Raw genomic sequence first — 25,213 nt, 5'->3', positions numbered from 1 at the left:
TCTTCCTCGTTTATGGCTAAATCGATAAGTTTCCGCCCGGCGCTGTGCCGGACGGTTTCTTCTATATATACGTTATTCAATCGTGCCTACTGGTGATTCTTCGTCAGCGATCGGCAAGATGTTAAGTGAATCTGCAGGTTGAAGATCGTCTTCTTCATCCAAATCGCGCAATTCGATTTCTTCATCGTCGATTGTGAGCATTTTAACGTCCATACCCAAACTTTGAAGCTCTTTGATCAATACTTTGAATGATTCCGGAACGCTTGGTTCTGGAACACTTTCGCCTTTGACAATTGCTTCATACGTCTTAACACGTCCGACCACGTCATCTGATTTAACTGTCAAGATTTCTTGGAGTGTATGTGCAGCACCATATGCTTCAAGTGCCCAAACTTCCATCTCCCCGAAACGCTGACCGCCAAATTGCGCTTTACCGCCGAGTGGCTGTTGCGTAACCAGTGAGTAAGGTCCAGTTGAACGTGCATGGAGTTTATCATCAACCATGTGTGCCAGTTTGATCATGTACATGATCCCGACAGATACGCGGTTGTCGAATGGCTCACCGGAACGGCCATCATAAAGGATGGTTTTTCCGTCACGTGGCATTCCGGCTTCTTCCATTGTTTCCCAGACATCTTCTTCATTCGCGCCATCAAATACGGATGATGCCATATGAAGACCTAGGGAGCGGGAAGCCATACCAAGGTGAAGTTCAAGCACCTGCCCGATATTCATACGGGAAGGTACACCAAGTGGGTTCAACATGATATCGATCGGTGTGCCATCCGGCATGAATGGCATATCTTCTTCCGGCAAGATGCGGGAGATAACACCTTTGTTACCGTGGCGTCCGGCCATTTTGTCCCCGACGGAGATTTTCCGTTTTTGGACAATATAAGCACGCACCAATTGGTTAACGCCCGGCGGCAATTCGTCGCCGTCTTCACGGTTGAAGATTTTCACATCAAGCACGATCCCGCCTGCACCGTGAGGCACACGCAAGGAAGTATCGCGTACTTCACGCGCTTTTTCACCGAAGATTGCATGAAGCAGACGCTCTTCAGCTGTCAGTTCTGTAACCCCTTTAGGCGTTACTTTACCGACTAGAATGTCGCCATCTTTCACTTCAGCACCGACACGGATGATGCCGCGGTCGTCCAAGTTGCGCAAAGCATCTTCGCCGACGTTTGGAATATCACGCGTGATTTCTTCAGGCCCGAGCTTCGTATCACGGGAATCTGATTCGTATTCTTCGATATGGATCGACGTGTAGACGTCATCTTTAACAAGGCGCTCACTCATGATGATCGCATCCTCATAGTTAAAGCCGTCCCAAGTCATGAATCCGACCAGCACGTTACGGCCAAGCGCCATTTCACCGCGTTCCATTGAAGGTCCATCAGCCAGGATATCGCGTTTTTCTACACGATCGCCGACTTTGACAATCGGGCGTTGGTTATAGCTGGTTCCTTGGTTTGAACGGATGAATTTCTGCAGACGGTACGTATCCACATCGCCTTTAACTTCATTGCCTTCTACGTTTTCGATACGGCGAACACGGATCTCTTTCGCTTCAACGAATTCAACAATTCCGCCATGCTTCGCGATGACGGCAGCGCCTGAATCACGTGCTGCTAGGTGCTCCATGCCAGTTCCGACAAACGGAGCTTCTGGATTCAATAGAGGCACAGCTTGACGCTGCATGTTCGCTCCCATCAATGCACGGTTGGAGTCATCGTTTTCAAGGAACGGAATACAAGCAGTCGCAACGGAAACGACTTGTTTAGGAGAAACATCCATATAATCGATGCTAGAACGGCTGTAAACAGTGTTCTCACCGCGGAAGCGGGCCACGACTTCTTCTTCGACAAACGATCCGTCTTCATTCAAGCGCGAATTCGCCTGAGCGACGACATAGTTGTCTTCTTCATCAGCCGTTAAGTAATCGATCTGGTCAGTGACTTTATTGGTCTCTGGATCGACGCGGCGATAAGGAGTTTCGATGAAACCGAATTTATTCACTTTCGCAAATGTTGAAAGTGTATTGATCAAGCCGATGTTCGGGCCCTCAGGCGTTTCGATCGGACACATGCGGCCATAGTGAGAGTAGTGAACGTCACGGACTTCGAAGCCAGCGCGCTCACGCGTCAAACCACCGGGCCCAAGCGCAGATAGACGGCGTTTATGCGTCAATTCAGCAAGCGGATTCGTTTGGTCCATGAACTGCGACAATTGGGAGCTGCCGAAGAACTCTTTAATCGATGCAATAACCGGGCGGATATTGATCAATTGCTGAGGTACGATCGATTGCGTGTCGTTGATCGACATACGCTCGCGCACCACACGTTCCATACGGGACAAACCGATACGGAATTGGTTCTGCAACAGTTCGCCAACTGAACGCAAGCGACGGTTACCGAGGTGGTCAATATCATCTGTGTTGCCGACGCCATGGAGCAAGTTGAAGAAGTAGCTGATAGACGAGATGATATCCGCAGGCGTTACGTTTTTGATCTTGTCTTCGATATATGCATTGCTGATAACGGTGATTTCTTTTTGCTCATCGTCATTCGGCGCATAAATTTTAATGGATTGGAGTGTCACGTCGTCTTCAAGCACGCCTCCAGCTTGGGAAACGGTATGGAAACCGACGCCATTTTCCAAATTAGGGATCAAGCGGTCAAGGACACGGCGGTCAATAACAGTTCCAGCTTCTACTAAAATTTCGCCCGTTTCAGGATCGACAAGTGTTTCTGCGATTGTCTGATTGAACAAACGGTTTTTAATATGAAGCTTTTTGTTCATCTTGTAGCGGCCGACATTCGCCAAATCGTAGCGTTTTGGGTCGAAGAAACGCGAATAGAGTAAGCTCTTAGCGCTTTCTACTGTCGGCGGCTCTCCAGGGCGAAGGCGCTCGTAAATTTCAAGAAGCGCTTTTTCCGTGTTTTCGGTATTGTCTTTTTCCAAAGTATTTTGCAAGTACTCGTTATCGCCGAGCAATTCGATGATTTCCTGATCGGAACCAAAGCCTAATGCACGCAGAAGAACCGTTACAGGCAATTTGCGTGTGCGGTCGATGCGTACGTATACGACATCTTTTGCATCGGTTTCATACTCAAGCCATGCACCACGGTTTGGAATGACAGTAGCACCAAAACCTCGTTTGCCGTTTTTATCTGTCTTGTCGTGGAAATAGACGCTTGGTGAGCGTACTAATTGCGAAACGATGACGCGCTCTGCGCCGTTGATGACGAAAGTTCCAGTTTCTGTCATCAATGGGAAATCGCCCATGAAGACATCCTGTTCTTTCACTTCATCCGTCTCTTTGTTGTGAAGACGCACTTTTACGCGAAGTGGCGCTGCGTAAGTAACGTCCCGTTCTTTCGATTCATCAACCGGGTACTTAGGATCCGCTAGGCTGTAGTCGACGAATTCCAAGGAAAGGTTTCCTGTGAAATCTTCGATTGGTGAAATGTCGCGGAACATTTCACGAAGCCCCTCTTCTAAGAACCATTCGTAAGAAGACGATTGGATCTCAATCAGATTCGGGAGATCTAGAACTTCACTGATTCTCGAAAAACTTCTGCGTTGACGATGCTGACCGTACTGAACTAGTTGACCTGTCAACTTATTCACCCCTCAATAAAACGATTATAGGACTTTGCGATATCTGTAAAATAGTGTATGATATCGAAAAGACAAAAAGAAAACGAGACCGCATATGAGCTCATTTTCGGTTTACACATGTTAAAACTGGCCGCCATGCTCTGCCCGAAAAAGGGCAAACGACCTCAAAATAATATTTTTTGCATTTTATTATAATATCACAGGCGTTTTGTCAAGTCAAACTTTTCTGGCCTCGAAAATAAAGTAACCTTTCTTCTTATCAGCCACCCGAACCTCACCAAACAACTGCTGCAATTTCTCTTCAGTCGAAGGGGCTCCCTGCTTTTTCTGTATGACAACCCACAACGATCCAGAAGCCGCAAGCTTTGCATATGCTTCTTCATAAAACCGGAAAATCGTCTCTTTTCCTGCACGAATTGGCGGGTTCGTTAAAATAGCGCTGAATTCTTGTTGTTCAACACCTGACAAGCCGTCGCTTTCATAGACTGAAACATTTTCGACACCGTTTAATACGGTGTTTTTTTGTGCGAGTTCAATGGCTCTGGCATTGATGTCGACCATGTGCACATGTCTTTGTGGAAATGCTTTGGCGATAGCCATTCCGATCGGTCCATACCCGCAGCCCACATCGAGGATAGGCCCTTCTATAGCTGGTTCATCAAACGCCTCAATCAATAGCCGCGAACCAAAGTCGACTTCATTTTTACTGAAAACGCCTGAATCCGTTTGAAACCGGAACGCCTCGCCCCGCAATGTGTAGGTCCACTCTTGGGGTTTGCTTTTAGTTTGAGGATTTTTGGAATAATAGTGTTGGGACATACGGAGCCCTCCTTCCATCATACAATCTCAAGTTCTCATTGGATTGGATTTAAAAAGAAGAAAAAGCCCGTCGGTGAATACTGACGAGCTTTCTTTCTTATAATATAGGTAATTATTTAACTTCTACAGAAGCGCCAACTTCTTCAAGTTTAGCTTTGATTTCTTCAGCTTCTTCTTTAGTAGCGCCTTCTTTAAGAGCTTTAGGAGCTTCGTCAACAAGACCTTTCGCTTCTTTCAGGCCAAGACCTGTAACTTCGCGAACAACTTTGATGACTTTGATTTTTTGGTCGCCAGCAGAGTTAAGGATTACGTCGAACTCAGTTTGCTCTTCTTCAGCAGCGCCACCAGCAGCAGCTGCAGCAACTGGAGCAGCAGCAGTTACGCCGAACTCTTCTTCGATTGCTTTTACTAGGTCGTTAAGTTGTAGAATTGTCATTTCTTTGATTGCGTCTAGAATTTGTTCTTGTGTCATTATAATTTCCTCCTATGATAGGTAATTTTTTGTCGTACTCAGGATGCTAAGAGATTAAGCGCCCTGTTCTTCTTTTTGGTCTGCAACTGCTTTTGTAGTAGCAGCGAAGTTGCGGACTGGAGCTTGTAGTACGCTGAGTAGCATAGACAATAGGCCATCGCGTGATGGAAGTTCAGCAAGAGCTTTCATTTCATCTGCAGATGCAACATTGCCTTCAATGATACCGGCTTTAATTTCTAGTGCTTCGTTGCCTTTTGCGAAATCGTTGATGATTCGCGCTGGAGCAACGACGTCTTCGTTCGAGAATGCGATAGCGTTCGGTCCTGTGAAGTGTTCGTTGATCGCTTCTAGGCCGTGAACTTCTGTCGCGCGGCGAGTCATAGAGTTTTTGTAAACTTTGAACTCGATGCCTTCCTCACGAAGCTGTTTACGAAGTTCTGTAAGTTGGGCAACGTTCAAACCGCGGTAATCAACAACGACAACCGATGCAGCAGCGTCGAACTTATCAGCGATCGTTTGCACAACAACTTTTTTCGTTTCAATTGCTTTGCTCATGTGGGCACCTCCTATAGATTTGTCATTCATACCGTCCGTCCATAAGAAAAGCCTCTGGTCCAGTACAGACACAGAGGCATAAAATCAGCATCAATTAAGATGGAATCTGAATTCATCATGTCCTCGGCAGGGATTCATTAAGCGGCAAGCCGCCCCTACTGTCTGCGGTACAAATGGTTATTTCACAACTTCGCCAGTATAACGAAGCTGAGAAAGAATGTCAATATTTTATTTAACTACTACTTTTGCAGGGTCGACTTTAACAGCAGGTCCCATAGTAGTCGTTACGTTTAGGGATTTCATGTACGTGCCTTTAGCAGCAGATGGCTTAGCTTTTAGGATCACGTCATAGATTGTTTGCAAGTTCTCAGCAAGCTTGTTGTCTTCGAAAGACACTTTGCCGATTGGCGCGTGGATGATGCCGGCTTTGTCAGCACGGTATTCCACTTTACCAGCTTTGATTTCTTGAACAGCTTTTGCTACATCAAATGTAACAGTTCCTGTTTTCGGGTTTGGCATCAAACCTTTTGGTCCAAGAACGCGTCCAAGTTTACCAACTTCGCCCATCATGTCCGGAGTTGCGACGATAACGTCGAAATCGAACCAGCCTTGCTGGATTTTTTGGATGTACTCAGCATCGCCGACATAGTCAGCTCCTGCTTCTTCAGCTTCTTTCAGTTTGTCGCCTTTAGCGAAAACCAAAACGCTTTGAGTTTTACCAGTACCGTTTGGAAGCACGACTGCCCCACGGATTTGCTGGTCATTTTTACGCGTGTCGATTCCTAGGCGGAAAGCGACTTCTACAGTAGCATCGAAGTTGACTGTGCTTGCTTTTTTCGCAAGTTCAATCGCTTCTTTCGCTTCGTAGAACTTAGAACGGTCGATCAGTTTTGCTGCTTCTTGCAGCTTTTTGCCTGTTTTAGCCATTTTAAACGTCCTCCTTGTTGTGGTCTAACGGATTGAACCTCCCACGATTAAGGGCTGCGCTGTTCGCGTTGAACTGCGCAACCCATCCAAAAACAACTTCTTGAAATTAGTCTTCGATTGTAATGCCCATGCTGCGAGCAGTACCTTCAACCATCAACATTGCAGCTTCAACTGAAGCAGCATTTAGATCTGGCATTTTAGTTTCTGCGATTTCGCGAACTTGGTCGCGTTTCACAGTCGCTACTTTATTGCGGTTCGGTTCGCCTGAACCTGATTCAATACCTGCTGCTTTCTTCAATAGAACTGCAGCTGGCGGAGTTTTCGTAATGAAAGTAAATGAACGGTCTTCAAATACCGAAATCTCAACCGGAATAATAAGTCCTGCTTGTTCAGCAGTACGCGCGTTAAATTCTTTACAGAAGCCCATGATGTTGACGCCTGCTTGACCTAGTGCTGGTCCTACTGGCGGCGCTGGGTTAGCTTTTGCTGCAGGAATCTGCAATTTTACGACTTTAACTACTTTTTTAGCCACGAAACACACCTCCTTAAGTCCGTGATGTGGTAATAGGGTTGCCCCTCCCACTCATATCTGTCCGTCAACTTGATTTTCGTTGATAGAATTAATTGGTTAGTACAGATGCTGCCCTTTGGCAGTCTGACCTATGAAATGATACCACCATTGCAAAAAAATAGCAAGGGGACTTGTTATACTTTTTGAACCTGCTCGAAATCGAGCTCCATTTTCGTTTCGCGGCCGAAGATGTCGATCGACACTTTGACTTTGCCTTTGGTATCGTCGATTTCTTCGACTTTCCCTTGGAAGTTGGCGAATGGCCCTTCCATGACTTCGACGGTGTCTGCGACTGCGAAATCGATATCTACTTTGCGTTCGGTCATGCCCATTTGCTTGAGGATGAAATCGACTTCTTCTTCTAGAAGAGGTGTCGGTTTCGCGCCCCCGCCTGATGAACCGATAAATCCGGTCACACCCGGCGTGTTGCGGACGACGTACCAAGACTCATCCGTCATTACTAATTCGACTAGCACGTAACCCGGGAAGGTTTTGCGCATGACTGTGCGTTTTTTGCCGTCTTTGAAATCTGTTTCCTGTTCTTCAGGGATGATGACGCGGAAGATCAAATCTTCCATTCCCATTGTTTCTACACGCTTTTCCAGGTTCGCTTTCACCTTGTTTTCGTAACCGGAATACGTATGGACTACATACCAATTTTTCTCCATATTCGAGCGGACTAAGCGTCCATCCCTCCTTTTTTACAAATGAAAAAACCCGTTCCATGGAATGACGGGCTATTTTTCGTTATTCTTATGACTGTGTTACAGTGCCAGGAACCAACGGAATAATTCCGATATGCCGGTATCGATCAATGCGAAGAAAAGAGCCATGAAGATGACCGTTGACAAGACGACGATTGTATAGCGCGTCAATTCCTTGCGTTTTGGCCAGCTGACTTTTCTCATTTCCGAAACGACATTTTTAAAGAAATCGCCAATGTTACCCATTATCGTAAAAACCTCCGAATTTCAAAATCACTCTATATCGTCCGGCATTCAAAGTAATACTATTTCGTTTGTTTATGCACGGTATGCTCGTTGCAATGAGCACAGAATTTTTTGAGTTCCAAACGTGTGCTTGAATCCGCTTTCGCAGGTACCGCATAATTGCGGGAAGCACATTTCGAGCAGCTCAACACGATTTTTTTAGCCATTATTCTCACCTTGCTCTATTTTACAGCTTTTTCAAGAGTATCATCATAAAAACTTGCTGTCAATAGTACTTACGAGGACCGGCTTTCACTCGCCTGCAGATGCCGCTCAAGTTTCCGCTTGACCCGCTGCAAGGCATTGTCGATTGATTTTACATGCCGTTCCAGCTTTTCAGAGATTTCCTGATAAGACTGCCCATCGAGATATAGCGTCAACACTTCACGTTCTAGCTCACTTAGCACTTCATCCATTTTGCCTTCCATGTAACGGAACTCTTCATTATGGATCATCAATTCTTCCGGGTCGTCCGCACCGCTTCCGGCGAGCACATCCATCAATGTCCGGTCAGACTCTTCATCGTAGATCGGCTTGTCGAGAGATACGTAAGAATTCAGCGGGATATGCTTCTGGCGGGTGGCTGTCTTGATCGCCGTGATGATCTGGCGGACAATGCATAGCTCCGCAAATGCGCGGAATGAAGAAAGTTTATCACTCCTGAAGTCACGGATGGCTTTGTACAAGCCGATCATTCCTTCCTGGATGATGTCTTCTTTATCTGCGCCGATGAGAAAATAGGAACGGGCTTTCATCCGCACAAACGGACGGAACTTGGTGATGAGAAAATCCAAGGCTTCCGTGTTGCCGCTATGGACCAGACCGACAAGTTCTTCATCTGCCAATTCAGTAAAGTTACGGTTGCGAACTTGCTCAAAATTTTCCACGGGTGATCCCTCCGATTGGGTGAGCCTCGATATTTCCAGTATACAGGAAGAAAAATTTGAGCGTCAACAGTTCATTTAAGGCCTCGTCGCCATTTTTCGAAAATTTCTGCCACTTCTCCTTCAAGCGGAATCTTGGAAATCGAGCGCTGCTCTTGGATCTCACGCACTTTCTTGGCAATGCGCTTGTCAATTTCCTCCATCTCAATTTCCAATTCACGCGCGGAGATGCGCAAAGCCCCTTTAGCGAAAATCACCCATTGTTCAGTCGAGTCGGATGTGGCGACGTAAATTTGGTCACGCCGGCTGTTCAGGCTGATCGCCAGCTTTTCAATCCGCTCATCGGCCGTCTCGCTTGAACGGGTGAAAATGACTTCCACGTCGCTATGCAAATTTTTCGCTTCGATGCCCGGTACCAGGTGGGCATCGAACACGACGATGACACGCCACCCTTTAAAACCTTGATATTCGGCCATCCGTTCGATGAGTCGGTCGCGCGCGTCTGCCAGGCGTTCTTTCTTCAACGCTGTTAGTTCTGCCCAATCGCCAATGATGTTATAGCCATCTACCAGCAGGATATTCATGGCATCACCCGATTGGATGGCGCTTGCGGTAGACTTCATACATCAACAGGCTGGCAGCCACCGATGCGTTCAAGGAAGTCACATGGCCAACCATCGGCAATTGATAAAGGAAGTCGCATTTATCGCGCAAGATGCGGCTCATGCCTTTGCCTTCGCTGCCGATGATGACGGCAAGCGGCAAGGTCGCATCCATGCGCCGGTAGTCCACCGATTCTTTGGCGTCGGTGCCGGCGATCCATACGCCGCGCTTTTTCAATTCATCGACCGTCTGAGACAAATTATTAACGCGCACAACCGGCACGTGCTCAATCGCCCCAGTCGATGATTTCGCCACGACGCCGGTCAAACCGACCGCACGGCGCTGCGGGATGATCAAGCCGTGGGCGCCCACGGCATCTGCCGTACGCATGATCGATCCAAGATTATGCGGGTCTTCCAGTTCATCGAGAATGAGGAAGAACGGATCTTCTTGCTGGTCTTGGGCTTTCGCGAACAACTCTTCCAGTTCTGCATAGCGATACGCCGCAACTGCTGCGGCAATCCCTTGGTGATTCGTATCGGTCAGTCCGTCAATTTTCTTTTTCGGGACGAACTGCACCAGCACTTTCTGTTCTTTCGCCAATTGCAGAAGTTCTGCAATGCCTTTTTTCTGGACGCCTTCCGCGATCCAAATTTTATTGATGTCGCGCTTGGCGCGCAATGCTTCTAGCACCGGATTTTTGCCTCCGATGATTTCAGGTGTTTCCTCTGTCATTTGACCACTCCTCTCGGCTCTTCGGCAATGGTGATTGCATAATTGATCAATTCATCCAGCCGCTCCTGCTCTTCTTTTAAATACAACCAGCCGAGCACCGCTTCAAATGCGGTGCTGAAATTATAGGTCTGGACATCGGTATTTCTCGGCACAGAACCGGATTTTGCATTGCGGCCCCGCCGCATGATGGCCAGCTCCGTTTCAGTCAGGACGCCTTCATCAACAAAGCGCTTCAAAATGAACGCCTGAGACTTAGCCGAAACGAACGCCGTCGAAGACCGGTGAAGGATATTCGGCTTGACACGTCCCGCGTGAAGCAGGTGTGCACGCACTGCCGTCTCGTAAACGGCATCTCCCATATAAGCGAGTGCCAAGGCATTCAATTGATCAACGTCTTGTTTTCTCAATACCATGCCGATTAGCCTCTCTTCCAGCGTGTACCTTGCGCTGTATCTTCCAAAATGATGTTCTGTTCTTTCAATTGGTCGCGGATTTCATCCGATCTTGCGAAATCACGATTTTTGCGTGCTTCGATACGCTCTTCCAATAACGCTTCAATTTCCGCATCCAAAAGCTCCGATTGCGCAAACGGCAAGCCAAGAACTTCCGACAACTCATCAAACACATCCACGAAGGTTTGAAGAACCGGCTCAGCCGTTTGTTTCTCAAGCAAGTAAGTATTCGCAAGTTTCGACAGGTCGAACAGCTTTGAGATGGCATTCGCCGTATTGAAATCATCGTCCATTGTTTCGATGAATTGCTGCTTGATCGCTTCGATTTTCGACAGCCAAATATCGTTATGGTCGCCAAGGCCGGCTGTATTCTCCAAGCGGTGTTTAACATTGCCATACGCCGTACGGATCCGCTCCATCCCCGCTTTGGCGTCTTCTACCAATCCTTTGGAGTAATTGATCGGATGGCGGTAATGAACCGACAACATGAATAGGCGCAGCACTTGCGGATCGAGTTCTTTTAGAATGTCATTGACCAATACGAAGTTATTCAAGGACTTGGACATTTTTTCGTTTTCAATATTAATATACCCGTTATGCATCCAATAACGCGCAAACGGCTTGCCCGTATAAGCTTCCGATTGGGCGATTTCATTTTCATGGTGTGGGAACGTCAAATCCTGCCCGCCGGCATGGATATCGATCGTATCGCCAAGGTGTTCCCTTGCCATCACCGAGCATTCGATATGCCAGCCCGGGCGTCCTTTGCCCCATGGGCTTTCCCAGGAAATTTCGCCAGGTTTTGCCGCTTTCCATAAAACAAAATCCAGGGCATCCTGTTTTTTATCTCCGGCTTCGATACGAGCACCGATCTTCAATTCACCCACTGACTGATGGGATAATTTCCCATATCCGTCGAATTTACGCGTATGGTAATACACATCGCCTTGCGATTCATAGGCATAGCCTTTTTCAATGAGCGCTTCAATAAACTCCACGATTTGCGGCATATGCCCCGTAACACGCGGATGGACATCTGCTTCTGCGCAGCCGAGTGCTTTCGTGTTGTCGAAATATGCAGTGATAAAGCGTTCTGCAATTTCCGGCACTTCCTCGCCAAGTTCATTTGCCGCTTTGATTAATTTATCGTCGACATCCGTGAAATTCGATACATATTTTACGTCGTACCCGCGGTATTCCAAGTAACGGCGCACTGTGTCATACACGATGACTGGGCGGGCGTTACCGATATGGATGTAGTTGTAGACAGTCGGGCCGCACACATACATTTTCACTTTGCCTTCTTCAAGCGGCACGAACGCTTCTTTTTGACGCGTCAATGAATTAAAAATCTGGATACTCATAGTAACTTCCCTTCTTCCTGCTGCTGGTTATTTTCTCTTTTCAATTGTTCCACTTCACGCTGCAAGGCAGCGATTTTCATTTCCATGCCATCGCATTTATCCATGACCGGATCCGGCATGTTCTGGTGGTTTAAATCTCGCTTTTTCACTTTAACGCCGTCCTGAATGACGACTTTTCCTGGGATGCCGACAACCGTCGAATTCGGCGGCACGTCTTTCAAAACGACCGATCCCGCTCCGACTTTGGAGTTTTCGCCTACCGTAATCGAGCCGAGCACTTTGGCGCCTGTCGCGACCAGCACGTTATCTGCGAGTGTCGGATGGCGTTTCCCGCGCTCTTTGCCGGTTCCCCCAAGTGTAACGCCTTGATAGAGCGTCACATCGTTGCCGATTTCACAGGTTTCCCCAACAACGACACCCATGCCGTGGTCGATAAACAAACGCCGGCCGATGACGGCACCCGGATGGATTTCAATTCCTGTGAAGAAGCGGCTGACTTGGGAAATCGCCCGCGCGATGAAAAACAGTTTCTTCTTAAAGAAGAAATGCGCCAAACGGTGGGCCCAGATGGCGTGCAGTCCGGCGTACGTCAGCACCACTTCAAAATAACTACGGGCAGCAGGGTCTTGTTCAAAAATAACATCAATATCTTCTTTCAATAATTTCCACATCCGGCATTCTCCTTTCTGTTCCAATATAAAAAGCGCCCCTGTCAATTGCTTGACAGAGACGCTTTCCCGCGCGGTTCCACTCTGATTAAAAGGACATGTCCTTTTCTCTCGAAGCCTTTAACGCAGGCAAACGTCTGGTCTACTCGTTTCGACTCAGCACTCGGGGAGGCATTTCAGGAACGCAGCGGCACAGGTCACTTACAGCCGGTGATGACCCTCTCTTTGGAGCATGCTTTCCTTACTTCTTCCCGTCAACGTTTTGATAATTGGTAAATTCATTGTACACGCTTATGCGCATAAGTCAAAACTTTATGCCCCTGCGTATTGGCCGACGCGCGCAATCGCTTTTTCCTTGCCAAGAAGCGCAATCGCATCCGGCAATTCCGGTCCGTGCGTCTGCCCTGTCGTCACGACGCGGATTGGCATGAAGAGGTTTTTCCCTTTATGGCCAGTCGCTTTTTGCACCGCTTTGATCGCGGACTTGATTTCAGCCGGTTCAAAAGCGTCTAAAGAAGCTAGCTGCTCTTTGAAAGCTGCCATGACTTCCGGTACTTGCTCGCCGCTCAAGACTTCTTTTTCAGCTTCGCCGTAATGAAGATCGTCCGTAAAGAACAAGTCGGACAACTCGACGATTTCTGCGCCGAAGCTCAATTGTTCATGATACAAGGCGATCAATTTCTCTGCCCACTGTGCTTGCTCTTCCGATAACTCCTCCGGCAGCTTACCGGCTTTTTGAAGATGCGGCAACGCCAACCCGACGACTTCTTCGAGCGACATTTGCTTAATGTATTGGTTGTTCATCCACGTCAATTTTTGCTTATCGAACATCGACGGCGATTTCGACAAACGCTCGGTGTCGAAAATGCGGATCAATTCTTCTTTCGAGAAGATTTCCTCTTCGCCTTCTGGAGACCAGCCGAGCAGCGCAAAGAAGTTAAACAGCGCTTCCGGAATATAGCCGAGGTCTTTGTACTGGGAAATAAACTGGATGATCGACTCGTCGCGCTTCGATAGCTTTTTGCGGTCTTCGTTAACGATCAAGGTCATGTGTCCGTAAGTTGGGTGATCCCAGCCAAATGAATCGTAGACCATTTGCTGTTTCGGCGTGTTTGACAAATGCTCTTCCCCGCGGAACACGTGGGTGATCTTCATCAAATGGTCATCGATGACCACTGCGAAATTGTACGTCGGAATGCCGTTCGTCTTCACGACAACCCAGTCGCCGACATCTTTTGATTCGAATGAAATCTCGCCGCGCACCATGTCATCGAATTTATACGTGACATCCGCCGGCACTTTCATGCGAAGGGAATAGGTCTCGCCAGCCGCTTCTTTTTCAGCCACTTCTTCGGCCGTCAAATTGCGGCAAGTCCCGCTGTACTGAGGTGCGGCAACACCAGAGGCGCGCTGGGCTTCACGTTCTTTCTCGAGTGTATCCGGCGTACAGAAACATTTATAGATATCGCCTTTTGCCAAGAGCTCATCAGCATATTTTTTGTAAATATCCAAACGCTCCATTTGGCGATATGGGCCGTATTCCCCGCCTACGTCAATCGACTCGTCGTGCTCGATGCCGAGCCATTTCAAGTTGTCGATCTGAGACATGACGCCCGTTTCAATATTGCGGGCAGTATCCGTGTCTTCGATGCGGACGATGAATTTGCCGTTCATATGGCGAGCATATAAATAATTAAATAGCGCTGTGCGGGCTCCGCCGATATGTAAGTGTCCAGTCGGGCTCGGTGCATAGCGTACGCGTACTTCTTGTGTCATTTGGTTTCCTCCTAAAATTGCCTTAATCCTTTAGTTATTCTATCACTCTGGGACGTCCAGCGAAAGCGGGCGCTGATTGAGTAGAATGACCGCGAGCGCCGCGATTCCCTCTTCCCGGCCGGTAAAGCCGAGGTGTTCAGACGTCGTCGCTTTGACGTTCACTTGTGAAATATCCGCTTCCAATAGCTCCGCAATCGACGCGCGCATTTGCTCGATATAAGGCGCAAGCTTCGGTTTTTGCGCAATGACCGTGCAATCGACATTGCCAAGTTCGTAGCCCTGTTCTTTTACATATTCCCAAATATGCGTCAGCAATTTCTTCGAATCGGCATCTTTAAATTCCGGGTCAGTGTCCGGGAAATGTTTACCGATATCTCCCCCGCCGATTGCGCCGAGTGCTGCATCCGTAATCGTATGCAATAATACATCCGCATCCGAATGCCCGAGAAGCCCACGGTCGTGTTCGATTTCAACGCCGCCTAAAATAAACGGGCGTCCTTCTGCCAATTGATGCACATCGTAGCCTTGTCCAATTCGTATCATCATTATTCCTCCTGTAATCGACTCGCAAGAATCGCTTTTCCATAAATCAAATCATCCGGTGTCGTCATTTTGACGTTTTCATACGTACTTTCGACAATCTGCACCGGGTGCCCCATCCGTTCCACAAGCATCGCCTCGTCCGTCCCGAGGAACCCATCGGCTTTGGCCCGTTGCGCCGCTTCCATCAACAGTTCATAGCGGAAAGCCTGAGGGGTCTGGATCATCCATAGCTCCGCGCGATTCACCGTTTCGGTAATAACGCTTTCGCGAACTTTTTTGATCGTGTCTTTTACCGGCACGCCGGCAATTGCAGCACCGGATTCATTTGCCTGCTCCACCAATTCGCGAATAACGACCGGGCTGATGAACGGCCGTGCAGCGTCATGCACAAGCACGACCCCACACTGCCCAGCCATCTCAAGGCCCGCACGCACGCTATCCTGGCGTTCAGCGCCGCCTGTCGCATAGCCTTTGACTTTCTTGATTTTATACCGCTCGACATATTGTTCAATCAGCTCGCGCTCGTCTGCTTTGACCGCCAGCCACATGCCTTCGCAATCCGGGTCCCGGTCGAACACTTCCAATGTATAAATGAAGATCGGTTTGCCGGAGAGCTCCAACAATAATTTATTGCGATCGGCTTTCATTCGTTTCCCACTGCCGGCAGCAGGCAATACGACTGTATATTTCATGACAGACATCCTTTATTTTTTTGATCCATTTTTCTTCACAGCCAGACCTTTAGGCTTGGCAAAAATCATCCGTCCTGCAGAAGTTTGCAATACGCTTGTCACTACGACGTCGATCGCTTCGCCAATATGGCCTTTGCCTTCTTCAATGACAATCATCGTGCCATCGTCCAAATACGCGACCCCTTGATTTTGCTCTTTGCCGTCTTTAATAACGACCACATGCATCTCCTCGCCCGGTATGACGACAGGCTTCACCGCATTGGCGAGGTCATTGATATTCAAGACCGGCACATTATGGAGCTCACACACTTTATTCAAATTAAAATCATTCGTCACAACTTTCCCGCCCATTTTCTGGGCTGCACGCATGAGCTTCATATCGACCTCAGCCGCATCGCCAAAATCCTCTTCCGTAATCATGATCGCCCCGACACGCTCTGTCTGCAGGCGCTTCAGGATATCGAGCCCCCGTCTGCCGCGTGTACGCTTTAAGGTGTCGGACGAATCCGCAATGTGTTGAAGCTCTGCAATGACAAATTGCGGTACGACAAAGATCCCTTCCATAAATCCGGTCTCTGAAATATCTGCAATCCGCCCATCGATGATAACGCTTGTATCGAGCAATTTGTATCCCGATTTTTCCACTGGCTCGTCTTCCGGTTTTTTGCCGCTTGCCAGTTTTGCAGGCGCGAGCATCCCTGTCAGCTCATCACGCTTTTGGAACCCGACCTGGAATCCCAGATAACCGAGCACAACGGAAAGAATGATCGGTGCCACTGTCGCGATTAATGGCACATCAATGGTATTTAAGGCAAAGCCGACCAAAAAGGCAACCACTAAGCCAATAATCATCCCAAGCGAGCCAAACAGCAAATCCGCTGTCGGTGCATGGAGCAGTTTACTCTCCATCCATTTCATGAAATGGATAATCGAATCGACGAACAATAAGGACAATACATAAAAAATCGCAGCACCGATAATGGCAGCGACATACGGGTTGTTGATCCATGGATTATTAGAGATAGAAATAAGTTCAAAAGCATATGGCAAAAACAAAATTCCAACCGTAGCGCCTACTAATAAAAATAATAGCTGAATAATTTTCCGAAGCATCTATTCCACCTCCTCCTCTTGATATTATACACGTTTTATTTATGAAACTCTCTGCATAACCCCACCCTGCCGATAATAGAAAAAAAAGAGGCATTGCTGCCCCTTATTGTTGCGGGAATAATTCCTTCAGCGCCTCGTTTATAGTTTCAACGCCAACGACGCGGATTCCTTCCGGAAAATCCCAACCGCCCATATTCGATTTCGGGATGATGGCACGCTTAAAGCCCAGCTTTGCCGCTTCTTGGACACGCTGTTCAATACGCGATACACGTCGCACCTCTCCGGTCAATCCAACTTCACCGATAATGCAATCATCCACTTTCGGTGCAATATCACGGAAACTTGAGACAATGCTCGCGAGTACTGCCAAATCGATAGCCGGTTCATCCAGTTTCACGCCGCCTGCGACTTTTATATACGCATCTTGCGACTGCAGCATCAAGCCGACGCGCTTCTCAAGCACCGCCATCAATAACGATACCCGATTTTGGTCAATTCCAGTCGCCATTCGTTTCGGATAATTAAAGCTCGATGGGGTGACCAATGCCTGAATCTCCACCAGTATCGGCCGTGTCCCTTCCATGGAAGCGACAACCGTAGATCCCGCTGTGCCGCTTGAACGTTCCTGCAAAAACAACTCGGAGGGATTCAATACTTCCTTTAACCCGCCTTGCAGCATTTCAAAAATCGCAATTTCGTTCGTCGAACCGAAACGGTTTTTGACACTGCGCAAAATGCGGTACGTATGATGCCGTTCCCCTTCAAAATAAAGCACTGTATCCACCATATGCTCCAAAATACGAGGCCCGGCAATCTGCCCTTCTTTCGTCACGTGGCCGACCAGGAAAATCGCGATGTTTTTCGTTTTCGCCACCCGCATCAATTCCGCTGTGCTTTCACGAACTTGCGTCACACTGCCGGGTGCTGATGTTACTTCGGGATGATAGACCGTTTGAATCGAATCGACAATCACGAAATCCGGTTCTACTTCTTCAATCGTATGATGGATCAGCTCCAAATTGGTTTCCGCAAAAATCAATAAGTCTCCGGAAACCGCATCCAGCCGCTCCGCTCGCATTTTCGTCTGGCGAATCGACTCCTCCCCTGAAATATACAACACTTTCTTGCCGGCTTTCGCAAGAAGCGCCGATACTTGCAAGAGCAATGTCGATTTCCCGATCCCTGGGTCGCCCCCGATCAAAACAAGAGAACCGGAAACAATCCCTCCGCCGAGTACGCGGTTCAATTCTTCCATTTCCGTTTTCGTCCTTGGCTCTTCTTTCGTTTCTATCGAATTGATCGGTGTCGCTTTTTGGGCAATTTGCGGTGCACTATGCTGGAATGCGCCCCTTGTGCCTTTCGGTGCTGCAACTTCCGTTTCTTCTGTCATCGTATTCCATGCCGCACAACCTGGGCATTTCCCCATCCATTTGGCAGACTCATAACCGCAGGACTGGCAGATGAACTTTATCTTTTTCTTCGCCATAGTTACCTCCTATATATAGAAAAAGCCCGCCGGAGATATATCCGGCGGGCGGGATATCGTTACGATTTCTCTACGGCCCCTTCATTCGTACGGACAATGAATTCATCACCCTGTACATCGAAGACAATTTTTTGCCCGGCAATTGCTGTACCTTTCAACAACTCTTCAGACAAACGGTCTTCGACATGTTTTTGAAGTGAGCGGCGCAAAGGACGTGCTCCGTATTCCGGATCATACCCCTCTTTGGCAATTTTATCAAGCGCTGCCTCTGTCAGCTCCAGATCGATGTCCTGTTCTTTCAAACGGCCCGTCAACTGCTGCGTCATCAGCTCGACAATCTTGCGCAAATCGTTCTTTTCAAGTGAATGGAAGACAATCATATCATCGACACGGTTCAAGAATTCAGGACGGAACGCTTTCTTCAATTCCGCGAGCATCTTGCCTTTCATATCTTTATAATCAGTCTTCGAATCTTCCAAGTTAAATCCTACGTACTTATTGTATTTCAATTCCTGTGCACCGACGTTCGACGTCATGATGATTACCGTATTACGGAAATCGACGCGACGCCCTTTGGAATCCGTCAAATGCCCGTCTTCAAGTACTTGCAAGAGGATATTGAAGACTTCGGGGTGAGCTTTCTCAATTTCATCAAGCAAGACCACTGAATATGGCTTTCTACGGACTTTCTCCGTCAACTGGCCGCCCTCTTCATAGCCGACATAGCCTGGAGGCGAACCAACAAGGCGTGAAGTCGTATGGCGTTCCATGTACTCGGACATATCGATGCGGATCATCGCATCTTCATCCCCGAACATCGACTCAGCCAAAGCTTTCGCAAGCTCAGTTTTACCGACGCCTGTTGGCCCTAGGAAAATGAACGAGCCAATCGGACGTTTCGGATCTTTCAACCCGGCACGCGCACGGCGGATCGCTTTCGAAATCGAAGTCACTGCTTCATCTTGGCCGATTACACGACTATGAAGGATCTGCTCCAAATTAAGCAATTTATCGGATTCTGTCTGCGCCAATCTCGATACCGGCACGCCTGTCCACATAGAGACGACTTTCGCAATATCTTCAACTGTCACTTCAGACTCTTCTTTGCCTTGCTTTTCTTTCCATTCTTTCTTCGTCTGGTCGAGCTCATCTTTCAACTTCTGCTCTGCATCGCGAAGAGAAGCCGCTTTTTCGAATTCCTGACTCTGCACCGCTTCATTCTTTTCAGAACGCGCAGCTTCAAGACGGGCTTCAAGCTCTTTCAAATCCGGTGGAGTCGTATACGAACGCAAACGCACTTTCGAACCGGCCTCATCGATTAAATCGATCGCTTTATCCGGCAAGAAGCGGTCGGAAATATAACGGTCAGACATTTTCGCTGCCGCAACAATCGCTTCATCAGTAATTTTCACGCGGTGATGCGCTTCGTAGCGGTCGCGCAAGCCTTTAATGATTTCGATCGATTCTTCAACCGTCGGCTCATCCACTTGAATCGGTTGGAAACGGCGCTCAAGCGCTGCATCTTTCTCGATGTACTTGCGGTACTCATCCAGCGTGGTGGCACCGATGCACTGCAATTCACCACGTGCAAGCGATGGTTTCAAGATATTCGAAGCATCGATCGCTCCTTCAGCTCCGCCAGCCCCGATCAATGTATGGAGCTCATCGATGAAGAGGATGACATTGCCCGCTTGACGGATTTCATCCATCACTTTTTTCAAACGGTCTTCAAATTCACCGCGGTATTTCGTTCCGGCAACTACCGTACCCATATCAAGTACCATGACGCGTTTGTCGCGAAGCGTTTCCGGAATTTCATTATTAACGATTTGCTGTGCAAGCCCTTCTGCGATGGCTGTTTTACCGACACCAGGCTCCCCGATCAATACCGGGTTGTTTTTCGTTCTGCGGCTCAATACTTCAATCACACGCGTGATTTCGTCACTGCGTCCAATGACTGGATCCAAGCTGCCTTCACGCGCAACTTGCGTCAAGTCGCGTGCCAAGCCATCCAAAGTTGGTGTATTGGCAGAAGCATTTGGGCTCGTGCCAGTCGATGCTTGCTCGTTGCTGCCAAGCAGCTGCAATACTTGCTGGCGCGCTTTATTCAAGCTGACACCGGCGTTCCCAAGAACTCGTGCCGCCACGCCTTCGCCTTCACGAATTAAAGCAAGCAGTAAATGCTCTGTTCCGATATAAGAGTGGCCAAGCTTGCGGGATTCGTCAACCGACAGCTCGATCACTTTTTTAGCCCGCGGCGTATAATGAACAATCGGCCCGACATCTTTTTCACCGACGCCGACCAGTTCTTTGACACCGTCTTCGATCAATTGTGTATTCACTTCAATCGCTTCAAGTGCTTTCGCGGCAATTCCGCCGCCTTCTCGGATCAAACCAAGCAAAATATGCTCAGTTCCGATCGATTCGTGCTTCATGCGGATGGCCTCTTCTTGAGCTAATTGAAGAACTTTTTGTGCGCGTTGTGTAAATCGGTTGAACATCATGCAAAATCCTCTCCTTTTGTATTTATCCCGTTATCAGCTAACCTCTCCCGGAACAATTCCGCCCGGGCAAGGTCACGTTCCTTCGCTTCCAATGGTCGTCCCGCATACTGCTGCAAAAACGCAGGTTGCATAAAGACCATCAATTCATTCAGTATCGACATGTCTACATCCGTAATTAGATGAAGGTCGATGCCAAGTCTCACATCTGATAAACATGTAGCGGCTTCTTCCGTATTCAACAGACGGGCGTGGGTCAAGACACCTAACGACCGGTACACCCTATCTTCAAGGAGCAGCGGAGAATTCGCATTCAATGCTTCCCTTGCTCTTCGTTCCTGTTCAATAATCTGCTCGGTCATGTTTTGCAAATCCTGCAAAATCTCATACTCTGATTTCCCCAATGTTACTTGGTTAGAAATCTGGTATACATTACCAAGCGCTTCACTTCCTTCTCCGTAAATCCCTCTAACAACCATCCCCAGACGGGATATAGCCGGGATGATCCGGTTGATTTGATGGGACATCGTTAAAGCTGGCAAATGAAGCATGACAGAAGCACGCATTCCTGTGCCTGTGTTTGTAGGGCAACTGGTCAAGTAACCAAATTTCTCATGAAAAGCGTATGAAAGATTTTCTTCCAAAAGCGAATCCATTTTATTCGCTATGTCATATGCTTCCTGCAAATGAAAGCCTGACTGCAAACTTTGAATCCGCATGTGATCTTCTTCATTGACCATCACGCTAAGCTCTTCTTCATCAGATAATAATACAGCACTGGAATGCTGACTGTTCGCTAAATAAGGGCTAATTAAATGTTTTTCTACCAACACTTCACGCTGCAGGTCATTTAATTCTTCAATATTGATATGAGTAAACCCGTATCCAACTTCCTTTCCCTTATCAAGTAATACCGAAGAAACGGCTTTATCAACTTTCAACGCCTCATCCTCAGAAAATGCATATGGAAATTTAAATTCATCTAAATTTCGTGCTAATCGGATTCTCGTACTCATAGCTATATCAACATGTTCACCGTTATTAGCCATCCAACTGCTCGCACGGGGTTGAAGGAAACGGTCAATCGCCAACGTCCCCACCTCCTTCAAGCTTTTCATTCAAGGCCTTTACTTGATCTCGCAGCCTTGCAGCTTCTTCAAAGTTCTCATCTTGTATCGCAGCCTGCATTTGCTTTCTCAATTCTTCAATTTCTTTTTTAATTTTCAACGTTGTTCCATAAGATGCAGGAATCTTTCCTGTATGTTCAGTGTTTCCATTTTGAACTCGTTTTAAAATCTCTATTAGCTGCGGTGAGAAAGTGCTATAACACTCAGCACAGCCAAATTTACCAAGAGTCAAAAACTTTTGGAAAGTAAATCCACAAGACGGGCAAGCTGGAACTTCCTTTCTCACAGGACTCACAGCGGCTTGCTGCTTCGGAAACCAATTAGCTAATAAATTATGGATCGCCATCGGGTCTTGGTCAAAAGAAAAACTGATATTATGGTTTTCTGCCGCGCAAACGTGACAGAGGTGCCTTTCTGTTAAATGGCCCTGCTGGTTTTGCTTCACGATGACTGTAGCTGGCCGTTCTCCACATTGTTCACAAATCACTTGATCACTCCTTGCCCGTTCGACTCATATTGAATAGTAAACAGCATTGCCACTAGAATCCGCGCTCGTACTTCATCTCGTACAGGAAGAGGCAGCCCGAGAGTAGAACGATCAATGGCACTCAAAATCAATTTAGCTTCACGCTTTGATATAACATCTTCACTTAAAAGCCTCCACACAATATCTTCAGCCATGGTTTGTGAAGCACCGGTTTCAAGTCTATTAATGATTTGGGCAATTAAATCTGACTTCTTATGAAGGCGTACTTTCTTAATACGAATATATCCTCCGCCACCACGCTTACTTTCAACTAAGTATCCACGATCTAATGTAAATCTAGTATTTATCACATAATTAATTTGGGATGGAACACATTGAAATTTCTCAGCAACCTCACTTCGTTTAATTTCAATATGGTCCTTACCGCTTATTTCGATAATCTCTTTTAAATAACCTTCAATTATATCTGAAATATTCCGCATCGCTTTCACCTCTTTAGCGTTTAAATACGCTAATGATTGACTTTGACTATATTTGACTTAATTATACATAAGCGTTTTACGGATATCAAATACTTAGTTTGAGATAGAAAAAGTCTCGGGTGTAATGTCCCGAGACTCATTATTCTTGATCCATCATCCTTTTCATAAAATCCTTCGTATGACTAGATATCGAACGAGTTTTTTCTTCAACATACTTGGTTCTCCAGCGCGTACCCTCTTGCCAAACTTCTACTGTATCCCCCTTATTTACATCATGAGTAAAATCTGCAGCAGGATAAGTATATTGTTCAGCTGAGTCTTCTAGTGAAACTAATAATGCTGTTCTTTTATCGAGCGTTTTTACTTTGTAGTAACCTGCTTTCATAAGTCTTCACCTCAGTTTCTTTTTCCCTTTATAATATATTTTCAATCCTTTTTTCATTTGAAATACAAAAAAGCCGTCACCGGAATGAACCGGTAACGGCCTTTCTACTTGCCCAGCGACGTCCTACTCTCACAGGGGGAAACCCCCAACTACCATCGGCGCAAAAGAGCTTAACTTCCGTGTTCGGGATGGGAACGGGTGTGGCCTCTTTGCCATCATCACTGGACTTGTTGAGCTTGTTCGCTCAAAACTGGATAAATCGACATTGGGGGAAACTTGCGTTTCAGTTTGTTGGTTAAGTCCTCGATCGATTAGTATTCGTCAGCTGCACGTGTCGCCACGCTTCCACCCCGAACCTATCTACCTCATCGTCTTTGAGGGATCTTACTTGCTTACGCAATGGGAAATCTCATCTTGAGGGGGGCTTCGTGCTTAGATGCTTTCAGCACTTATCCCGGCCACACATAGCTACCCAGCGATGCTCTTGGCAGAACAACTGGTACACCAGCGGTGTGTCCATCCCGGTCCTCTCGTACTAAGGACAGCTCCTCTCAAATTTCCTGCGCCCGCGACGGATAGGGACCGAACTGTCTCACGACGTTCTGAACCCAGCTCGCGTACCGCTTTAATGGGCGAACAGCCCAACCCTTGGGACCGACTACAGCCCCAGGATGCGATGAGCCGACATCGAGGTGCCAAACCTCCCCGTCGATGTGGACTCTTGGGGGAGATAAGCCTGTTATCCCCGGGGTAGCTTTTATCCGTTGAGCGATGGCCCTTCCATGCGGAACCACCGGATCACTAAGTCCGTCTTTCGACCCTGCTCGACCTGTCCGTCTCGCAGTCAAGCTCCCTTGTGCCTTTACACTCTGCGAATGATTTCCAACCATTCTGAGGGAACCTTTGAGCGCCTCCGTTACTCTTTAGGAGGCGACCGCCCCAGTCAAACTGCCCGCCTGACACTGTCTCCCAAGCCGCTAAGGCTTGTGGGTTAGAAGTTCAATACAACCAGGGTAGTATCCCACCGACGCCTCCCCCGAAGCTGGCGCTCCGGGTTCTCTGGCTCCTACCTATCCTGTACAAGTTGCACCAAAATTCAATATCAGGCTACAGTAAAGCTCCACGGGGTCTTTCCGTCCTGTCGCGGGTAACCTGCATCTTCACAGGTACTATAATTTCACCGAGTCTCTCGTTGAGACAGTGCCCAGATCGTTACGCCTTTCGTGCGGGTCGGAACTTACCCGACAAGGAATTTCGCTACCTTAGGACCGTTATAGTTACGGCCGCCGTTTACTGGGGCTTCGGTTCGCACCTTCGCTTGCGCTAAGCACTCCCCTTAACCTTCCAGCACCGGGCAGGCGTCAGCCCCTATACGTCACCTTACGGTTTTGCAGAGACCTGTGTTTTTGCTAAACAGTCGCCTGGGCCTATTCACTGCGGCTCTCTCGGGCTGTAACACCCTACCAGAGCACCCCTTCTCCCGAAGTTACGGGGTCATTTTGCCGAGTTCCTTAACGAGAGTTCACTCGCTCACCTTAGAATTCTCTTCTCGCCTACCTGTGTCGGTTTGCGGTACGGGCACCTCCCGCCTCGCTAGAGGCTTTTCTTGGCAGTGTGAAATCAGGGACTCTGAGGTAAACCTCTTGCCATCACTGCTTGATGTTATATAGAAACGGGATTTGCCTCGTTTCTCATCTCACAACTTGGACGTGCACAACCAACGGCACGCTCACCCTATCCTTCTGCGTCCCCCCATTGCTCAAACGGCGGGGAGGTGGTACAGGAATATCAACCTGTTGTCCATCGTCTACGCCTATCGGCCTCGACTTAGGTCCCGACTAACCCTGAGCGGACGAGCCTTCCTCAGGAAACCTTAGGCATTCGGTGGACGGGATTCTCACCCGTCTTTCGTTACTCATACCGGCATTCTCACTTCTAAGCGCTCCACCAGTCCT

Annotated in this window: 25 protein-coding genes, 2 rRNA genes and 2 other annotated features (1 of these 29 running past the window's edge); all 27 genes read right to left on the bottom strand. The window is 47.8% G+C overall.

Annotated elements, in window-relative coordinates; translation table 11 throughout:
- Positions 1 to 72 precede the first annotated feature (72 nt).
- Positions 73 to 3,627, bottom strand: coding sequence for a DNA-directed RNA polymerase subunit beta (rpoB, locus tag AUC31_RS16400; protein ID WP_058382179.1), 3,555 nt, complete (start codon positions 3,625 to 3,627; stop codon positions 73 to 75).
- 216 nt (positions 3,628 to 3,843) lie between these two features.
- A complete protein-coding gene (locus tag AUC31_RS16395) occupies positions 3,844 to 4,446 on the bottom strand; it encodes a class I SAM-dependent methyltransferase (RefSeq protein ID WP_058382180.1) in 603 nt (200 codons plus the stop codon).
- Positions 4,447 to 4,558: 112 nt separating this feature from the next.
- Positions 4,559 to 4,918, bottom strand: a complete 360-nt coding sequence (rplL, locus tag AUC31_RS16390) for a 50S ribosomal protein L7/L12 (RefSeq protein ID WP_058382181.1) — start codon at positions 4,916 to 4,918, stop codon at positions 4,559 to 4,561.
- Between the two features lie 54 nt (positions 4,919 to 4,972).
- A complete protein-coding gene (gene rplJ, locus AUC31_RS16385) occupies positions 4,973 to 5,473 on the bottom strand; it encodes a 50S ribosomal protein L10 (RefSeq protein WP_058382182.1) in 501 nt (166 codons plus the stop codon).
- 35 nt (positions 5,474 to 5,508) lie between these two features.
- Positions 5,509 to 5,659: a sequence feature (ribosomal protein L10 leader region), on the bottom strand.
- Positions 5,660 to 5,701: 42 nt separating this feature from the next.
- Positions 5,702 to 6,400 (bottom strand): 50S ribosomal protein L1, encoded by a 699-nt coding sequence (gene rplA, locus AUC31_RS16380; RefSeq protein WP_058382183.1) that lies wholly within the window; start codon positions 6,398 to 6,400, stop codon positions 5,702 to 5,704.
- Between the two features lie 106 nt (positions 6,401 to 6,506).
- Positions 6,507 to 6,932 (bottom strand): 50S ribosomal protein L11, encoded by a 426-nt coding sequence (rplK, locus tag AUC31_RS16375; protein WP_058382184.1) that lies wholly within the window; start codon positions 6,930 to 6,932, stop codon positions 6,507 to 6,509.
- A gap of 173 nt (positions 6,933 to 7,105) precedes the next feature.
- Positions 7,106 to 7,639: a transcription termination/antitermination protein NusG gene (nusG, locus tag AUC31_RS16370; protein WP_058382185.1), complete on the bottom strand. Its 534-nt coding sequence runs from the start codon at positions 7,637 to 7,639 to the stop codon at positions 7,106 to 7,108.
- 96 nt (positions 7,640 to 7,735) lie between these two features.
- Positions 7,736 to 7,921, bottom strand: coding sequence for a preprotein translocase subunit SecE (gene secE / locus AUC31_RS16365; RefSeq protein ID WP_058382186.1), 186 nt, complete (start codon positions 7,919 to 7,921; stop codon positions 7,736 to 7,738).
- Between the two features lie 59 nt (positions 7,922 to 7,980).
- Entirely contained in the window at positions 7,981 to 8,127 is a 147-nt protein-coding gene (gene rpmG / locus AUC31_RS16360; protein ID WP_058382187.1) for a 50S ribosomal protein L33, read from the bottom strand.
- Between the two features lie 69 nt (positions 8,128 to 8,196).
- On the bottom strand, positions 8,197 to 8,847 hold the full coding sequence (sigH, locus tag AUC31_RS16355; protein WP_058382188.1) for an RNA polymerase sporulation sigma factor SigH: 651 nt from the start codon (positions 8,845 to 8,847) through the stop codon (positions 8,197 to 8,199).
- A 71-nt stretch (positions 8,848 to 8,918) separates the two neighbouring features.
- Positions 8,919 to 9,428, bottom strand: a complete 510-nt coding sequence (locus AUC31_RS16350; RefSeq protein ID WP_058382189.1) for an NYN domain-containing protein — start codon at positions 9,426 to 9,428, stop codon at positions 8,919 to 8,921.
- Positions 9,429 to 9,432: 4 nt separating this feature from the next.
- On the bottom strand, positions 9,433 to 10,182 hold the full coding sequence (gene rlmB / locus AUC31_RS16345) for a 23S rRNA (guanosine(2251)-2'-O)-methyltransferase RlmB (protein ID WP_058382190.1): 750 nt from the start codon (positions 10,180 to 10,182) through the stop codon (positions 9,433 to 9,435).
- Positions 10,179 to 10,595: a Mini-ribonuclease 3 gene (locus AUC31_RS16340; RefSeq protein WP_058382191.1), complete on the bottom strand. Its 417-nt coding sequence runs from the start codon at positions 10,593 to 10,595 to the stop codon at positions 10,179 to 10,181. Before AUC31_RS16340 ends, rlmB begins: the two co-directional genes overlap by 4 nt.
- A gap of 5 nt (positions 10,596 to 10,600) precedes the next feature.
- Positions 10,601 to 11,998: a cysteine--tRNA ligase gene (gene cysS, locus AUC31_RS16335; RefSeq protein WP_058382192.1), complete on the bottom strand. Its 1,398-nt coding sequence runs from the start codon at positions 11,996 to 11,998 to the stop codon at positions 10,601 to 10,603.
- Positions 11,995 to 12,669: a serine O-acetyltransferase gene (gene cysE / locus AUC31_RS16330; RefSeq protein ID WP_058382193.1), complete on the bottom strand. Its 675-nt coding sequence runs from the start codon at positions 12,667 to 12,669 to the stop codon at positions 11,995 to 11,997. The genes cysS and cysE overlap by 4 nt, the downstream gene beginning before the upstream one ends.
- A gap of 51 nt (positions 12,670 to 12,720) precedes the next feature.
- Positions 12,721 to 12,933, bottom strand: a binding site (T-box leader).
- A 45-nt stretch (positions 12,934 to 12,978) separates the two neighbouring features.
- On the bottom strand, positions 12,979 to 14,442 hold the full coding sequence (gltX, locus tag AUC31_RS16325; RefSeq protein ID WP_058382194.1) for a glutamate--tRNA ligase: 1,464 nt from the start codon (positions 14,440 to 14,442) through the stop codon (positions 12,979 to 12,981).
- 42 nt (positions 14,443 to 14,484) lie between these two features.
- Entirely contained in the window at positions 14,485 to 14,985 is a 501-nt protein-coding gene (gene ispF, locus AUC31_RS16320) for a 2-C-methyl-D-erythritol 2,4-cyclodiphosphate synthase (RefSeq protein WP_058382195.1), read from the bottom strand.
- Between the two features lie 2 nt (positions 14,986 to 14,987).
- Positions 14,988 to 15,677, bottom strand: a complete 690-nt coding sequence (gene ispD / locus AUC31_RS16315; protein ID WP_058382196.1) for a 2-C-methyl-D-erythritol 4-phosphate cytidylyltransferase — start codon at positions 15,675 to 15,677, stop codon at positions 14,988 to 14,990.
- A 12-nt stretch (positions 15,678 to 15,689) separates the two neighbouring features.
- Positions 15,690 to 16,790: a PIN/TRAM domain-containing protein gene (locus AUC31_RS16310; protein WP_058382197.1), complete on the bottom strand. Its 1,101-nt coding sequence runs from the start codon at positions 16,788 to 16,790 to the stop codon at positions 15,690 to 15,692.
- A gap of 103 nt (positions 16,791 to 16,893) precedes the next feature.
- Complete coding sequence (gene radA / locus AUC31_RS16305; protein ID WP_058382198.1) at positions 16,894 to 18,276, bottom strand: DNA repair protein RadA; 1,383 nt, start codon at positions 18,274 to 18,276, stop codon at positions 16,894 to 16,896.
- A 59-nt stretch (positions 18,277 to 18,335) separates the two neighbouring features.
- Positions 18,336 to 20,780, bottom strand: a complete 2,445-nt coding sequence (locus tag AUC31_RS16300; protein ID WP_058382199.1) for an ATP-dependent Clp protease ATP-binding subunit — start codon at positions 20,778 to 20,780, stop codon at positions 18,336 to 18,338.
- Positions 20,777 to 21,868: a protein-arginine kinase McsB gene (locus AUC31_RS16295; protein ID WP_058382200.1), complete on the bottom strand. Its 1,092-nt coding sequence runs from the start codon at positions 21,866 to 21,868 to the stop codon at positions 20,777 to 20,779. The genes AUC31_RS16300 and AUC31_RS16295 overlap by 4 nt, the downstream gene beginning before the upstream one ends.
- Complete coding sequence (locus tag AUC31_RS16290) at positions 21,858 to 22,391, bottom strand: UvrB/UvrC motif-containing protein (RefSeq protein ID WP_058382201.1); 534 nt, start codon at positions 22,389 to 22,391, stop codon at positions 21,858 to 21,860. Before AUC31_RS16290 ends, AUC31_RS16295 begins: the two co-directional genes overlap by 11 nt.
- Positions 22,388 to 22,873: a CtsR family transcriptional regulator gene (locus AUC31_RS16285; RefSeq protein ID WP_058382202.1), complete on the bottom strand. Its 486-nt coding sequence runs from the start codon at positions 22,871 to 22,873 to the stop codon at positions 22,388 to 22,390. The genes AUC31_RS16290 and AUC31_RS16285 overlap by 4 nt, the downstream gene beginning before the upstream one ends.
- Before the next feature lie 139 nt (positions 22,874 to 23,012).
- A complete protein-coding gene (locus AUC31_RS16280; RefSeq protein ID WP_058382203.1) occupies positions 23,013 to 23,258 on the bottom strand; it encodes a hypothetical protein in 246 nt (81 codons plus the stop codon).
- A gap of 110 nt (positions 23,259 to 23,368) precedes the next feature.
- Positions 23,369 to 23,484: ribosomal RNA gene (gene rrf / locus AUC31_RS16275) — 5S ribosomal RNA — on the bottom strand.
- Positions 23,485 to 23,549: 65 nt separating this feature from the next.
- Positions 23,550 to 25,213: ribosomal RNA gene (locus AUC31_RS16270) — 23S ribosomal RNA — on the bottom strand (it continues 1,269 nt past the right edge of the window).

The organism is Planococcus rifietoensis (assembly GCF_001465795.2).
GTDB classification, from domain to species: Bacteria; Bacillota; Bacilli; order Bacillales_A; family Planococcaceae; genus Planococcus; species Planococcus rifietoensis.
This window is presented reverse-complemented; position numbering and strand designations above follow the sequence as displayed.